At 71.2% G+C, this 12,487-nt stretch carries 18 protein-coding genes and 1 pseudogene; 1 reads left to right on the top strand and 18 read right to left on the bottom strand.

Features of this window, described 5'->3' with window-relative positions:
• Nucleotides 1-575: 575 nt before the first annotated feature.
• From DE149_RS06110 to DE149_RS06095, 5 genes are all read right to left on the bottom strand, one after another.
• A complete protein-coding gene (locus tag DE149_RS06110; protein WP_113914171.1) occupies nt 576-1,532 on the bottom strand; it encodes a hypothetical protein in 957 nt (318 codons plus the stop codon).
• 22 nt (nt 1,533-1,554) lie between these two features.
• The gene (locus DE149_RS06105; protein ID WP_113914170.1) at nt 1,555-1,800 is read right to left on the bottom strand and encodes a hypothetical protein; all 246 of its coding nucleotides are present in this window, start codon (nt 1,798-1,800) and stop codon (nt 1,555-1,557) included.
• Nucleotides 1,801-2,145: 345 nt separating this feature from the next.
• Complete coding sequence (locus DE149_RS11625) at nt 2,146-2,289, bottom strand: hypothetical protein (RefSeq protein ID WP_158530785.1); 144 nt, start codon at nt 2,287-2,289, stop codon at nt 2,146-2,148.
• Between the two features lie 417 nt (nt 2,290-2,706).
• Nucleotides 2,707-3,819 (bottom strand): AAA family ATPase, encoded by a 1,113-nt coding sequence (locus tag DE149_RS06100; protein WP_147084464.1) that lies wholly within the window; start codon nt 3,817-3,819, stop codon nt 2,707-2,709.
• Nucleotides 3,806-4,231, bottom strand: a complete 426-nt coding sequence (locus DE149_RS06095; RefSeq protein WP_147084463.1) for a hypothetical protein — start codon at nt 4,229-4,231, stop codon at nt 3,806-3,808. The genes DE149_RS06100 and DE149_RS06095 overlap by 14 nt, the downstream gene beginning before the upstream one ends.
• A 55-nt stretch (nt 4,232-4,286) precedes the next feature.
• Here DE149_RS06095 and DE149_RS11620 point away from each other — a divergent pair, with 55 nt between their 5' ends.
• Complete coding sequence (locus DE149_RS11620; protein WP_158530784.1) at nt 4,287-4,424, top strand: hypothetical protein; 138 nt, start codon at nt 4,287-4,289, stop codon at nt 4,422-4,424.
• 107 nt (nt 4,425-4,531) lie between these two features.
• Here DE149_RS11620 and DE149_RS06090 read toward each other — a convergent pair whose 3' ends face one another.
• From DE149_RS06090 to rimM, 13 genes and pseudogenes are all read right to left on the bottom strand, one after another.
• Entirely contained in the window at nt 4,532-4,852 is a 321-nt protein-coding gene (locus DE149_RS06090; RefSeq protein WP_036313768.1) for a hypothetical protein, read from the bottom strand.
• Nucleotides 4,849-5,067 (bottom strand): hypothetical protein, encoded by a 219-nt coding sequence (locus DE149_RS06085; RefSeq protein WP_113914167.1) that lies wholly within the window; start codon nt 5,065-5,067, stop codon nt 4,849-4,851. Before DE149_RS06085 ends, DE149_RS06090 begins: the two co-directional genes overlap by 4 nt.
• 107 nt (nt 5,068-5,174) lie before the next feature.
• Nucleotides 5,175-5,654 carry a hypothetical protein gene (locus tag DE149_RS06080; protein WP_113914166.1) on the bottom strand — a complete coding sequence of 160 codons (480 nt, stop codon included), beginning with the start codon at nt 5,652-5,654 and terminating at the stop codon, nt 5,175-5,177.
• Nucleotides 5,655-5,682: 28 nt separating this feature from the next.
• Nucleotides 5,683-7,119 carry a recombinase family protein gene (locus DE149_RS06075; RefSeq protein WP_113914165.1) on the bottom strand — a complete coding sequence of 479 codons (1,437 nt, stop codon included), beginning with the start codon at nt 7,117-7,119 and terminating at the stop codon, nt 5,683-5,685.
• An 18-nt stretch (nt 7,120-7,137) separates the two neighbouring features.
• Nucleotides 7,138-7,392, bottom strand: a pseudogene (locus DE149_RS06070) (magnesium chelatase domain-containing protein); the annotation flags it as partial.
• The gene (locus DE149_RS06065) at nt 7,389-7,808 is read right to left on the bottom strand and encodes a YraN family protein (protein WP_036312824.1); all 420 of its coding nucleotides are present in this window, start codon (nt 7,806-7,808) and stop codon (nt 7,389-7,391) included. The pseudogene DE149_RS06070 and the gene DE149_RS06065, both read right to left, overlap by 4 nt.
• Nucleotides 7,809-7,942: 134 nt before the next feature.
• A complete protein-coding gene (locus DE149_RS06060) occupies nt 7,943-8,266 on the bottom strand; it encodes a DUF2469 domain-containing protein (protein ID WP_002853817.1) in 324 nt (107 codons plus the stop codon).
• Between the two features lie 116 nt (nt 8,267-8,382).
• Nucleotides 8,383-9,135, bottom strand: a complete 753-nt coding sequence (locus DE149_RS06055) for a ribonuclease HII (RefSeq protein WP_036312829.1) — start codon at nt 9,133-9,135, stop codon at nt 8,383-8,385.
• Nucleotides 9,132-9,731, bottom strand: coding sequence for a signal peptidase I (gene lepB, locus DE149_RS06050; RefSeq protein WP_036312832.1), 600 nt, complete (start codon nt 9,729-9,731; stop codon nt 9,132-9,134). Before lepB (DE149_RS06050) ends, DE149_RS06055 begins: the two co-directional genes overlap by 4 nt.
• The gene (gene lepB / locus DE149_RS06045; RefSeq protein WP_036312835.1) at nt 9,728-10,471 is read right to left on the bottom strand and encodes a signal peptidase I; all 744 of its coding nucleotides are present in this window, start codon (nt 10,469-10,471) and stop codon (nt 9,728-9,730) included. Before lepB (DE149_RS06045) ends, lepB (DE149_RS06050) begins: the two co-directional genes overlap by 4 nt.
• 36 nt (nt 10,472-10,507) lie before the next feature.
• On the bottom strand, nt 10,508-10,861 hold the full coding sequence (gene rplS, locus DE149_RS06040; protein ID WP_002853821.1) for a 50S ribosomal protein L19: 354 nt from the start codon (nt 10,859-10,861) through the stop codon (nt 10,508-10,510).
• A gap of 248 nt (nt 10,862-11,109) precedes the next feature.
• Nucleotides 11,110-11,856 (bottom strand): tRNA (guanosine(37)-N1)-methyltransferase TrmD, encoded by a 747-nt coding sequence (gene trmD, locus DE149_RS06035; RefSeq protein WP_036312840.1) that lies wholly within the window; start codon nt 11,854-11,856, stop codon nt 11,110-11,112.
• A 3-nt stretch (nt 11,857-11,859) separates the two neighbouring features.
• Nucleotides 11,860-12,447 carry a ribosome maturation factor RimM gene (gene rimM / locus DE149_RS06030; RefSeq protein WP_036312846.1) on the bottom strand — a complete coding sequence of 196 codons (588 nt, stop codon included), beginning with the start codon at nt 12,445-12,447 and terminating at the stop codon, nt 11,860-11,862.
• Nucleotides 12,448-12,487: the final 40 nt, after the last annotated feature.

The raw sequence follows: 12,487 nt of genomic DNA, 5'->3' as shown, positions 1-12,487 counted from the left end.
GGCCCTTCTGCGGGATCGCGGTTTGGTCGGATTTGGCATAGGTCCGGGCATTCCGGCACCTCCTTGCGTCGATTCGGATGAGGCCATCTGCGTAGCCCGCACCTGGCGGACCCCACCGGCGGTGCTGGTGACCCCCCCAGCCGGTGGCTCCCCCTGGCCCCCGGTGAGTCAGTCATAGAGGTGCGCGCGTCGTCCGCCTGCCGCGTTGTTGCAGCGCGCGTGTGATGGTCCGAGATACTGCGTGCGGTCGTGGTCGTCGTGGTCCAGGTGCCAGGGTTCGCCGGGTGTGATGGGTCCGCCGCAGCGCTGGCAGCAGATGCCGCCGCGTTGGACTCGTGTATCCCATTCGGCGCGGGCGCGTCTGTGCGCGGTTCCGTAGCCTCGGGCAGTCGCGGTGCCCCGGCTCCGGTCGTACTCCTTGTTGTGCTCCGGGCAGTAGCGGCCCACGGCGGGACGTGGGCAACCTGGCCTCGGGCAGATGCGTTTAGCGCGTGCCATGTCTGTTGCTCCTTGCAGTAGCGGCGACGGCCCACGCTGGTGTGCGTGAGCCGTCGCCGTGTGCGTGGTGTGCGTGGTCAGCCCTGGTGAGTCGAGGGCAGCGGGAGGCCGTAGAACTCGGCGGATCGAATGCTGATGGTCTCGGCCTCTACGGCTGCGGCCACGTCTTCGGCGGTTGCCTCGTGGAGGGGCACCCAGTGGTGGAGTCCGGCGAGGATGCCCTCCGGTCCGGGGCCAGCGTCGGGCGCGGCGTCGGGGACGGTCTGCCCGGTGTAGCTGTCCCGCCACTGGATGACCCTGTAATGCAGGAACGGGGAACCGGGCACGTCGGGGTAGGTGACGACGCGCTCCACGTTCTCGCCCGCCTTGAACTCGGCCAGCGCGGCCAGGCGTGCGGCCTCGTTCTCGGCGTGCCGTTCAGCGGCGGTGGGCACGTACTTGTCCAGGGCGGCGTCGTCTCCGCTGATGCTGGCCTGGGCCGTGTCCTGCATGTTCTCGGCCCATTCATCGGCGTAGGTGAACGTCAGCCGGTCCAGGACGCGGCGGTGGTGCGTGTCGAAGTCGGCCCCGCTGGGGGCGCGGTAGTTCGCCAGGCCGGCGGGCAGTTCCTGCCCCAGTGCCACGGCAGCCTCGTGCAGCAGGGACCGGATGGACTCTGAGCGGCGCGCAATGGACTGGTAGCGGGCAGTGGCGACCATGACCGGGTCGGCCTCCAGCGCGGCGATGAGGGCTTCCTGTGCCGTCTTCAGGTCGGCCCTGTTCTCCTCGGCCAGTCGTTCGATCCCGCCCGCGTTGAGCAGGTGGTGCGCGAATGCCCGGCGGCGGTCCTGGATGCGCTGGGCCTCGGCATCGCTCCGTCGCTGGAGTTCATCGCGTGCGGCTTCGGCCTGGGACAGTGCGGCCTCCACCTTCTTCTGTGCTGCGGTGCGCGCCTTCTGGGCTGCATCGTTCACGGATGCGTGGGCCTGGTCGGCGGTCTGGGCAAGCTTGGTCAGCTGCTCAGTGGTCATCTCAGAGAGGGGGTTCGTGGTCATGGTGCGTGTCCTCCTTGGACGGTCAGTTGTGGTGCTCGGGGCGGGGGTTGATGGTGATTGAGTCGAGGGCGTCGGCGAGGTCGTGCGCTAGTCGGTGCCCGGCTTCGGGGGTGAGCATCTGGCGGGGTTTGCCCATGCTGAAGATGCCCACGCCGTCATGCAGCACGCCGTGTTCGTCGGTGAGTTCGACGCGCTCGGCGCGGATGGTCTGACTGATCTGGTTGTTGTGCGCCCACATGTGGGGGCGGGTGACGAATCGGGCGGTCATCGGTGGTCCTCGGGTGTGGTGGTGGGCAGCGGGGCGGCGGGTGTGCCGTCCGCGTCGGTCATGGGGGGATGGTCTGGGCGGGGCGCGCGTGGCCCCTTCCCGGCGGGATGCCGCCTCATGGCGTCCAGCACGTCGGCGCGTCTGTCGCGTCCGCCTCGTGCGAGGGCTACGAACCGGCGTAGCTGGGCATCGGTGTATGTGGGGCGGGCTCTCACGGGCGCTCCTGGGATCGATTGAGGGCGTGGCGAATGCTCTCGCACTCATTCCGCAGGTACGCGAGTTCAGCGGCTGCACGTTCAAGTGCGGTGGTGGCGGCGTGTTTCGGTGTGGGGCGGGAGGGGGTGCTCACGGGTGCGACTCCTTCTTCAGCTCGGCTAGTTCGGCTTCGGCTTTCTCGGCGCGCAGCCGGTGCCGCTCGGCGCGGTCCATGTGGAACCGGAGCATTTGGCGCAGGTTGTCGGCCTCGGTGGGGCGTTCGGTTGTGGTCATCGGTTGCGCTCCTATCGCTGCTGGGGGCGAGGTCGGGCAGGGTCGGCGGGGTGGTGGTGGTGCTCATTTGTCCTCCGTGGGGACGACGACGGCCCCGACCAGGCAAGGGCCGAGGGCCGTCTGGGGGCCGGTTCGGACGGTTCGTCCGGTCCGTCCGGTTAGACCGGACTGGTCCGGTCGGAATCGGACGACGGAGCGCAGGTTGTCCATCTCGGATGCACGGGTGGTGGTCATCGGTGGTGTCCTCCTCGGGACGGCGACGGCCCCGGCGCGTGGTGCGCTCGGGGCCGTCTGTGGTGTGTCGGCGGTGAGTGGTTCCCAGTGGTTCCCGGTGGTTCGGAACTAGTGGGAACTGGTTCCCATGAGTGGTTCCCGGTCCCACTCTTTAGAGTGGGAACCGGAACCACCGGGGGACCATCAGGCGGGGATGTGATGCAGGGTCGAGCGGTTCGGCCCTGGCGAGGTCGTCAGCTCTCCCGCTTCGATCAGCTCCCGGACGATGGCCGTTGTCTCTTGCTTCCGACCGGCCACGCCCGCACAGATGCTGTTCAGGCTCGGCGGCTTCGGACAGTCACGGACCCATGCCAGGACGGACGCGCGCCGCTCATCGTCGAGCTGCTGGCGCGCTTGCTCGGGGTCCAGCTCGCGTGCGGGCGGCTCCAGGGTGTAGACGATCCGCGCCGGGTCGGTCGAGTCGATCACGGCCACGGCGACGGCCTGGGTGCGGTCAGATTTGCGCCAGGCTCCACCGTGACCACGGATGCGCCCGGGCCGGTCCTTGCCCACCCGCACGGCCAGCCGTCCGCACATCCCGACTCCGAGCGGGGCCAGCGGCTCCACGATGAACGCAGCACCGTCGAGTGCGGACAGCTTGGACTGCGCACCGATGGCGAACCGTCCCCGTCCCTCGGACGACTTCGTGACGTGGTCCACGAGCACCACAGCGGCCCCGGTGGACCGTGCGAGCGCACGCGGCACGCGCCGAATCCACCCGGTCACCTCGTCGTTGTCGATGCTCGCCACACCGGACACGCTCAGCGCCTCCGTGACACCGTCCAGTACGGCCAGCTCGTACCGGGTCGCCTTGATGGCTGACCATGCGCTCGCCTCCAGGTACGGCCCGTTGACGGGGTCTGTCTGGGGCTGCACGTAGTCGAGGTGGTCAGCAAGCTCGGACGGGTCGGCCCCCATCTTCACGAGCCGGTCCACCACGGTTGCCGGGTCCGATTCGTAGTCGATGAACAGCACTCGCCCGCCCGCCGCGATGGTCTCCACGACGACGGCCAGCATCAACATGGACTTCCCGGACTCGGACTCTCCCGCGACGCTGTGAACGTGTCCGGGGTACAGCAGGTGTACGCCGTCCGTGCGCGCCATCAGGCGGGCCTGAGCGGGCTGGATTGTGCCGTTGAGGTACCCGGCCAGGTCCAGCGGCTTCCAGGTCGCCACAGGGGCATCTGCGGCCTCCGCGCCATTGGCCGGCCATGCGTAGGCGGCGGTGTCGAGTTCTTCGAGATCATGCGGCGTCAACGTAGATACCCCCTGCCCCCATCGTCCGTTCGGTCACCACGCGGCCCCCGTCTGCATCATGTTCGCCGTGACGAAACACCTGGTCTCCAACGAATCCGGCCACCTGACAGAACACGCAGCGGCACCACCCATCAGCAGGTGCGCCCTTGCACGCGGCACACTCACAGTTGGCCCACCACGAGCGTTTAGCGTTCGCGTCCCACTGCTTGCGTGCGGCCTGGGCGCGGAGGGCACGGGATGACTGGTAGTCGATCTGTTCGGCCACGAGGTCGGCGCGTCCGGCGTTGTAGCCCTGGCGGTACACCTCGGTATCGGTCAGCCCGGCCAGTACGTGTGCGAGGGCGCGGGCCGCGTCCCCGCACGCACAGGTAGGCGCGAATGTCTCAGCGATCTTGCGCAGCAGCTCAGACACGGGCCGCACCTCCGTAGGTCTCGGGCACGAGACGGCACAGGACAACCTCGGCCCGGTGTCCGCGTGCCACGGCACGGTCCGCCGCACGCTGGGCGGGCTGAGCCTGAAGGAAAACGCGGCGACGGTGGCGGGGTTCAGGGTCATTGGGCACTGTCACCACGAGAACGAAAACGCCCGCGACAAGATCCGCTGAATCCGGTAAAATGGGAGACAGATTCGGGTCCGTGGTAGGTGCTGAATCGGTGTGGTTGAACGCCGCTCCCAGGGCGAGGGGGCGGCGTTCTTCCATGTTCGGGATGTTCACGCGGCCACCTCCCGACGCTCACGGTCCACGTTGCGGGCGGCGGTGTCGCCGGTGGGGTCGAGGGTGCGCAGACGGCGCATGTAGACCACGGGATCAGCAGCGGCGATGAACTCCCCCAGACGCGCCCCGTCCATGTCCTGAATGCGGGCAAGGTGGCGCTTAGCCCAGGAGCGGGAGAGGCGAGGGAAGGTCTCGCAGATCAGGTCGACGGCCCCGCGCTTATCGCGGGTGCTCAGCTCGTGCTGAAAGGCGAACAGGGTGATTCCCCGGCCATTCCCGCGCGTAACGCGGGCCTGAAGATCGGCGGCGGCGCTCACTGGGCATCCCGCGCCTTGGTCGGCCGCAGCAGGGCGGCGATGCGGTCACGCTGGGCGTCCGTCAGGGGCGGGGCCTCGGCCACCACCTTCTTGACGTAGGCGTCGAGCTTGGCAGCGGCGAGGTCGCGGCGGGCGTCGATCAGGTCGGGGTCTGTAGCAGGTCGGGATCGGCTGAGGGACGCCACACGTCCCCGCAGGGCCAGGGTCTCGGACACGAGAGAGCCTCCAAGGCAGGGTGAATCACCCTCTGCTTGGAGGCTTAGTGTCCCAGCCCGCTCAGGCGGTGCCAGACGCTACTCATTATAGCACCCTGAGCACATGCTCATGCAAGCCGGTGAACGGCGGCGGCGAGGACGCCTAGGGTGGCCTCTCGCAGTCCAGCCGTCTGGAGCCTCGCGGCGACCTTCTGCAAGGTCTCGTGACGGGCCGTGACCGTCAGCCCACAACGGGCGCATTCCATCCGATACCGCGTTCGTGCGCGGGAGTAATCCTCACCCGCCAGGATCGGGAGGCCGTCGTCGTCAGTCGGCATGCGCCGGTCGCCAATCATGGTTTGGGCCTGCACACCGGCGACGGTGAGTTGCCGGCCCGTCCCCACGGTGAACTTCGGGATGACTGTCCAGTAGTCGCGGCCTGTCTGCGCCTTCATTTCTGGGGACAGGGCCAGAGACCCGATGAGCCACGGTTCGCCGTCGTGGGACGACTCTTCGCAGTAGATGCCGATCCGCTCGGCCATCTGTTCGGGCGTGAGGCTGGAGAATGACCGTTGGCGCTCCACGAGCACCGCCGGAGCCTCCGCCATCGTCGGAATCCTGTACCGAAACATAGCCTCAGTCATCGTCGCTTCCCTTCCAAGTGATCTGTACCGTTTCGAGGTCGAGATAGTGGTCCCCGGTCTGCCACCCTGCCGGGCGTCCCTTCTTGCCCGCAGGGTAGATCGTGACGGTGGCGAGGGCGTCCACAATTGCCCGTTGAGCGCCAATCGGCGCGGCGAGAAACGCATTCCCGGCGTCCTCCGCTTCGGCAAGCCCGGAAAGCACGGAAGCCGAGGTGAGCCGTGCCAGCTCGGCGGCGGCGGCTTCGATCTTCGCGTCGATACGCGCGCCAGCGGCCTTCACTTGCGGCCCGTCGAGTAGCCCGTCTGCATAGTCGTCCGCGAGCTGCGCGCGGCGCGCCCGCAGGGTCGAAAGCTCCCGGCGAATCTCATTGGGGGCCGCGTCGTCCGCATCATCCTCGCGCCGCAGCACGTCCGGGTCGGCCCGGAGACGGGCAGCCATTACCTCCCGGATGAAATGGTCGATTGGCTCCTGAGCACGCGACACGTGCGCGCCGGTCTTGCACCGATACACCCGATAGCCCCGAGAGGCGGCGCTCGCCCGCACGTGGTCGCCGCACACCCCACAGCGAAACAGGCTCGACCCCAGATGCTTCACTCGGTTAGACCCGTGATTCGTCTTGCGCGCCGGGTCTGTGAGGACGGACCGCACCGCCTGCCACTCGTCTTCTGACAGGATGGCCGGCCATGCCGCTGGGCCGGTCACCTTGCCGTAGTGCTCCACAAGACCGGCGTTTCGTGGGCGCAACAGGATTCGACGCAGCTGGACCGGCTGCAACCCCGAGTCGGCGCGGCGCGTGCCCTTGAATCCGCGATCCCGCAGGTCTGCCGTGACTGACCGCAGGGACTCCCCCGCAATGATCCGGCCAGCAGCCTCCCGCAACGCCTGGGCTTCAACCTCACGGATGGTCATCCCGTCCGCTTCATATCCGAACGGACGCGGCCCACCCCTGAAAGCCCCTTCTTCGAGACGCTGTTGCTTCGCCCGAGTCACCCGCTCGGAAATCCGGTCGGCCTCGGCGGCATCGTTCGCGGCCAGGACTCGGAGAATCATCCGGCCATCAGCGGTGTCGAATCGGGCTGAGGACGACACAACGGTGTGTACCTGGAGGCCGTGCGACTCGGAGAGACGAATCAGGTCCTCCCACTCCATCGGGCGGCGGGTGATCCGACTGTTGGAGTAGGCGAGGATCGTTTGCACCTCACCCGAGCGCACGGCGTCCAGCAGATCGCGGTACGCGGGGCGCGCCTTCTTGCTCTTGGAGGATGCTCCGGTGTCGTTGTCCTTGAACACTCGCGGATGCAGAGTGAGCCCCATGCGCTCGGCCAGCGCTCGGCAGTCCGCTTCCTGACGCTCCACGCCAGCGGCCCGCCCGTCAGCGTCGCGGCTGATCCGAACATAGATTGCGGCGGTGGCCTTGCGCTTGGTCATGTGTCTAGTCTAACCTTTCGCCAGGTCGTGGCACGCACCCCGCTTGTGCACCCCCGCCGGCAGCAGGTTCACGGTCAGGTGCCGCCGGGTCAGGGGCAGTCCGGCGTTGCGCGCGGCGGAGCGGATGCGGTCCCGGCTCTCCTGCAGCGCCTGGTCCGGCAGGCCGAGGAGGGTGAACCCGGGCAGGGACTGGGCGATGTCCGCCTCGACGTGCACGACCTCCCCGCGCAGACCCGCCAGCGTGATGGAGCGGGTGCGTCCGATGCCGCTCACGGCCGCACGTCCTGCAGCAGGTCGAAGCGGATCCCTCCCGTGCGCGGCACCAGCACGGCGACGGCGTCGACGCGCCAGGGCGTGCCCCGGCGGTCCGCGGCGTGGGCCCGCACCCACGCCGCGGTGAGGCGGTGCAGCCGGGTGAGCTTGCGCCGGTCGATCGACTCGAACGGGTCGCCGAAGGCCAGGCCCGAGCGGGTCTTCACCTCGACGCCCACCCACCAGCCGGCGTGGTGGGCCACGATGTCCAGCTCTCCGGCCTCGCCCCGCCAGTTGCGGTCGGCGATCACGTAGCCGCGCTCGGCGAGCCAGCGCGCGGCGGCGTCCTCACCGAACCGGCCCAGCGCCGTGTGCGCGCGGCTGGCGCGCCTCTCTCCGGGCGGCTGCGCCCCGATCTGTTCCGCGGTCCCCGTCATCCCGACCACCTCCTGGGCACCAGGGTGGTCCCGGGCGAGGCCGCGGGGTGGGCGGCGGCGGGGATTGTGCGGGGCCGGACGCCTGTGCAGGAGTGGACGTCTGCGTCCCGTCCTCTGGACCGCTCAGGGGTGGGTCAGCTCGGCAGCTGGCCGTCCGGCGGGACCGTCAGGTCCTCGGTGGGCAGCTCCTCGATGTTCACGTCCTTGAAGGTCAGCACCTTCACGCGCTTGATGAACCGCTGCGTGCGGTACACGTCCCACACCCAGGCGTCCTCGAGCAGGATCTCGAAGAACACGTCCCCGTCCGCCTGGCGGGGCGTCAGCCGCACGTCGTTGGCGAGGTAGAAGCGCCGCTCGGTCTCCACGACGTAGCGGAACAGGCCCACCACGTCCCGGTATTCGCGGTAGAGCAGCAGCTCGGCCTCGGCCTCGAAGTCCTCGACGTCGTCTGCGCTCATGACATGCCTCCTCAGTGTTCGCCGCGCACCCGCGACAGTCCGGGCACGCACGGCCTCCATCCTCCCCCGTCCGGGGGTCGCACGTCGAACGGGCGGCCTCGCCCGGCCCCGGGGGCTCAGTCGAACAGCGTGGGCGGCGCCTGCGCGGGCGCGCCCGGCAGCCCGAGGTTCCAGCTGCGCCGGTGCTGCTCGCTCGCCCCGCGCTCGGCCAGGGCGGCCCGGTGCGCGGCTGAGCCGTACCCCTTGTTCCCGGCCCATCCGTACCCCGGGTGCGCCGCGTCGAGGGCGATCATGACGTCGTCGCGGGCCACCTTCGCGGCGATCGACGCGGCCGCCACCGTCGCGCACCGGTCCTCGGCCCGCACCAGCATCGTGGGCTCGGGCGGCAGCGGGCGCGGCGCGGGCGCGGGGCCGGCGTCGGGATCGGAGCGGCTCAGCCAGTCGTCCCGGCCGTCGAGCACGAGGGCGACCGGCTCCTGCCCCACCGCGGCGCACAGCGCCGCCCACGCCCGTCGCCCGGCGAGGCCGAGGGCCGCCGAGATCCCCAGCGCGTCGATCTCCGCGGGGCCGGCCTCGCCCAGCGCCACCCCGGCCGCCCAGTCCTCGATCTGCGGGACCAGGGCGCGCCGGCGTCGGTCCGTGAGCGCCTTGGAGTCGCGCACCGGAGGGATCTGCCCCGCGGCGGGCAGCCACGCGGCGCACACCCCGACGACGACGGGCCCGGCCAGCGCGCCCCGGCCCACCTCGTCCATGCCCGCCACCAGCACCCGGTCCGCTCCCCGCGCGGCGAGGGCCGGCGCGGCCAGCCCCGCCTCGACGTCCAGGCCGGCGCGCACCGTCGGCCGGCCACCGCCCCGGCGGGCGGTCACGTGCGAGCCTCCGGCGCGGGCGCGTCCGGCACGGTGGCGAACGCGTCGGGGTCGGTGCCGGCGCCGCCGATCCGGTCCAGCGGCCAGACCACGAACCGGGCGCGGCCCACCACGTCGTCGAGGGCCACGAACCCGCCCCCGGGCCCGGCGCGGTGCGCGCGGGAGTCCGCCGACGCCGAGCGATGGTCACCGAGCACCCACAGTCGCCCCGCAGGCACGGTCACCTCGAACGCCTCCTGCGCGGGCGTCTCCCCCGGCGCGAGGTACGGCTCCTCCACGGGCACCCCGTTCACGCGCAGCGTCTCCTCGCCGGGTGTCCAGGAGACGATGTCCCCCGGCAGCCCGACGGCCCGCTTGATCACGTGGCCGCCCCCGGGCAGCCAGCCCTTCGTGTCTTCGAACACCACCACGTCACCGCGGCGCACCGGGAACGGATCCGGGGTGAGCAGCGTGGCGACCACGCGGTCGCCGGCCCGCAGCCCGGGCTCCATGGACGAGGACGGGATGGCGTACATGCGCGCCAGGAAGGCCCACGCCAGCACGCAGGCGAGTACGGTCACGGCGGCCGCGATCAGCGCGGTGCGGCGCCCCGTCACGGCGTGTCCCCGGAGGGGGCGTCCATGGTCCCGCGGCGGGACAGGGGCCACACGATCTCCGCGGCCCGGCCCTCGACCCGCTCGAGCGGGATCAGCCCGCCGCCGGGGGCGCCCAGCAGTGCGCGGGAGTCCCGGGAGGCGGCGCGGTGGTCGCCCAGGACGACCATGCGCCCGTCGGGCACCTCGAAGGACCAGGTCCCCGCCGCGGCCGGCTCGTCTGCGGTCACGGGCCTGCCGAGATACGGCTCGTCCAGCGGCTCGCCGTTGCGCAGCAGCCGGCCGTCCGGGGCGCAGCACTCGAGGCGGTCCCCCGGCAGGGCCAGCACGCGCTTGACGAAGACGTCCTCGGCCGCGCCGACGCCCCACCACCGGGCGACGTCCTCGAGGCCGCGCTCGAGCGATCCGGCCGAACGGTACGGCGCCAGGCTGCCGGCGCCGTCGAACACCACCACGTCGCCGTGGTGCAGGCCCTGCCCGCCGGCCGCGGCGGCGTCCACCCGCACGCGGTCGCCGGGCTGCAGGGTCGGCTCCATCGACCCGGAGGGGATGAGGTAGACGGGGCCGGTGAGGGCTCGCAGCACCGCGGCCACCACGACGGCGGCCACCACGGTCAGGCCGAGCCACGCCCACCAGCGGCTCGTGCCGGAGGCGGGGGCCGCCGTCGGGCCCGAGGAGGAGCCGGCCCCGGACGCGACGGAGCCCCGTGACCGGCGGGGGTCACGGGGCTCCGAGGTGCGCATGGGTCGATCACCGGTCGGCGGGGCCGACCGGGATGATCACTTGGCGTCGGCGCGCTTCTCGCGGATGCGGGCGGCCTTGCCGTGGCGGTCGCGCATGTAGTACAGCTTCGCGCGGCGCACGTCGCCCTTGGTGACGACCTCGATCTTGTCGATGACCGGGGAGTGCACCGGGAACACGCGCTCCACGCCGATGCCGAAGGACACCTTGCGGACGCGGAAGGTCTCGCGCACGCCGTAGCCCTGACGGCCCATGACGTAGCCCTGGAACACCTGGACGCGGGCAGTCTTGCCCTCGATGATGTTCACGTGCACCTTGACGGTGTCGCCGGGGGCGAACTCCGGGATGTCGTCGCGCAGCGTCTTCTTGTCGAACGAGTCGAGAATGTGCATGTCGTCTCTCCTGGCGGATGCCACAGGTCAACCGCGTGGTATGCGGGCGCACGGCCCGTCCACGTCCGCATGACGAGGGGGCCGGGTCCCGAGCCGAGGGCCGGGCTCCGCACGTGGGGTGCGGTCCCGGGGTCCGATCCGTTGACGCGCGCCCCCTGTGGCAGGTCGGGCGTCCGGCGGACACGAGGATCCATTATGCCACAGCCGATGACGCCGCGACGCCCCTCCGGCCCGTCGGGCGCGGCGGGTCAGTCCTCGGAGTCGTACGCCGCCCACAGGTCCGGTCGCCGCTCGCGCGTGCGCTCCTCCTGCTGGGCCCGACGCCAGGCCGCGACCTTGCCGTGGTCGCCCGAGAGCAGCACGGGCGGCACCGCACGGCCCCGCCAGTCCGCGGGCTTGGTGTAGACCGGGTACTCCAGCAGGCCGTCCTCGTGGGACTCCTCGACGAGCGAGGCCGGGTTGCCCACGACGCCCGGCACGAGGCGGCCGACGGCCTCGATCATCGCCAGCGCCGCGACCTCGCCGCCGTTGAGCACGTAGTCGCCCAGCGAGACCAGCCGCACCTCGAAGAGCTCCTCGGCCCAGCCGAAGACGCGCTCGTCGATCCCCTCGTAGCGGCCGCACGCGATCGCCACGTGCTCCCGGCCCGCCAGTTCCCGGGCGAACCGCTGGGTGAAGCGCTCCCCCGAGGGCGTCGGCACGAGCAGCACGGGGCGGTCCCCCGGCTCCGCCGACGACGACTCGGCGGGGGCCGGTGACACGGGCCCCTGGGCCGCCACGTGCTCGAGCGCGAGCGCCCACGGCTCCGGTTTCATCACCATGCCGGCGCCGCCGCCGTAGGGCGTGTCGTCCACGGTGCGGTGCCGGTCGACGGTGAAGTCGCGCAGGTCGTGGACGTGCACGTCCACGAGGCCCTCGCGGCGGGCACGGCCCAGCAGCGAGACGTCGAGCACCGCGAGGTACTCGGGGAAGATCGTGACGACGTCGAAGCGCACCGCTCAGTCCTCCGCATCCGCATCGGCGGGCCCGTCTACGGCGCCCTCGTCCTCGCCGGTGGCGAGCTCGAGCAGCCCCGGCGGCGGGGTCAGCACGAGCACGCCGGCCTCGGAGTCGATCTCCGGGACGATCTCCTCGACGAAGGGCACCAGGGCCTCCTCCTCGACGCCGTCCAACGCGACGTGCAGCAGATCCTGGACCGCCCCGGTGGTCAGGGCCGTGACGACGCCGACGCGCTCGCCCTCGACCCGCACCTCGAGGTCCACGAGGTCCTCCTCGTACCACTCGTCGGACTCCTCGGGCACGGCCGGAACGGCGAACAGCTGGGCGCCGCGCAGGGTCTCGGCGACGTTGCGGTCCGGCGACTCCGCGAAGCCGACCACGAGGATCTGCTTGTTCCACCGGGCGCGGGTGACGGTGAGCTCCGCCGGCAGGCCCGGGGCGCCGTCGCGCACCACGAGTCGCTCGCCGGGGGCGAAGCGGGCGTCCGGGTCGTCGGTGAAGACCTGCACGGTCACCTCACCGCGGATGCCGTGCGGCTTGCCGATGCGGGCGACGCGGACGAGGTCGTCCTGGGCTGCGGGACTCATGGGCTCTCCTGGGTGGGACGGTCGGTGGCGGGAGGGGGCG

The sequence above is a fragment of the Micrococcus sp. KT16 genome (genome assembly GCF_003315015.1).
Taxonomy (GTDB): domain Bacteria; phylum Actinomycetota; class Actinomycetes; order Actinomycetales; family Micrococcaceae; genus Micrococcus; species Micrococcus luteus.
This window is presented reverse-complemented; position numbering and strand designations above follow the sequence as displayed.

Coding starts and splice junctions, on each gene's coding strand:
- DE149_RS06110 (WP_113914171.1), bottom strand. CDS start 1,532: ATGACCACGAACCCCCTCTCTGAGATGACCACTGAGCAGCTGACCAAG.
- DE149_RS06105 (WP_113914170.1), bottom strand. CDS start 1,800: ATGACCGCCCGATTCGTCACCCGCCCCCACATGTGGGCGCACAACAAC.
- DE149_RS11625 (WP_158530785.1), bottom strand. CDS start 2,289: ATGACCACAACCGAACGCCCCACCGAGGCCGACAACCTGCGCCAAATG.
- DE149_RS06080 (WP_113914166.1), bottom strand. CDS start 5,654: ATGGCGGAGGCTCCGGCGGTGCTCGTGGAGCGCCAACGGTCATTCTCC.
- DE149_RS06075 (WP_113914165.1), bottom strand. CDS start 7,119: ATGACCAAGCGCAAGGCCACCGCCGCAATCTATGTTCGGATCAGCCGC.
- DE149_RS06065 (WP_036312824.1), bottom strand. CDS start 7,808: ATGACGGGGACCGCGGAACAGATCGGGGCGCAGCCGCCCGGAGAGAGG.
- DE149_RS06060 (WP_002853817.1), bottom strand. CDS start 8,266: ATGAGCGCAGACGACGTCGAGGACTTCGAGGCCGAGGCCGAGCTGCTG.
- lepB (WP_036312835.1), bottom strand. CDS start 10,471: ATGCGCACCTCGGAGCCCCGTGACCCCCGCCGGTCACGGGGCTCCGTC.
- rplS (WP_002853821.1), bottom strand. CDS start 10,861: ATGCACATTCTCGACTCGTTCGACAAGAAGACGCTGCGCGACGACATC.
- rimM (WP_036312846.1), bottom strand. CDS start 12,447: ATGAGTCCCGCAGCCCAGGACGACCTCGTCCGCGTCGCCCGCATCGGC.